Genomic DNA, 361 nt, shown 5'->3' on the forward strand with positions numbered 1-361 from the left:
GTAGCAATTGGGTTTGATAATTAGTTTATAACACTTTTAGGTGGGATTGACTATACTTTCTAAACTCAAGCCATTAGCCCGAGCTAGATCATGTGTTTTGATGCCGTGTTTTTGAGCAATACCGCCTAAAGTATCACCACTTTTTACTGTGTAGTCTCCTGATGTAGATGAGGAGCTTGATCGTGTTGAGTTAGTAGAGCCACTACTAGAAGCAGGCGATTGCCCAGAAGGTTTATCATTTTTGCCACCGTTCATAGCGTCATTAATACCCTCTAAACCTTCTTTTGCCTTGTCGCCTAACGCCCCTTGTAGTGGCATAATAAAATTGGACAGCTTCTAAGAGGTTATAATAACCCAAAGA

Annotated in this window: 1 protein-coding gene; it reads right to left on the reverse strand. The window is 40.7% G+C overall.

Annotated features, from left to right (window positions below; genetic code table 11):
- Nucleotides 1–36 precede the first annotated feature (36 nt).
- Nucleotides 37–318 carry a LysM peptidoglycan-binding domain-containing protein gene (locus tag EI161_RS14720; protein WP_192530056.1) on the reverse strand — a complete coding sequence of 94 codons (282 nt, stop codon included), beginning with the start codon at nt 316–318 and terminating at the stop codon, nt 37–39.
- Nucleotides 319–361: the final 43 nt, after the last annotated feature.

Origin of the sequence: Psychrobacter sp. FME5 (assembly GCF_014861375.1) — a bacterium.
Taxonomy (GTDB): domain Bacteria; phylum Pseudomonadota; class Gammaproteobacteria; order Pseudomonadales; family Moraxellaceae; genus Psychrobacter.

What these genes read in the sequence shown, in the direction of transcription:
- EI161_RS14720 (WP_192530056.1), bottom strand. Translation starts at nt 318, where the DNA reads ATGCCACTACAAGGGGCGTTAGGCGACAAGGCAAAAGAAGGTTTAGAG.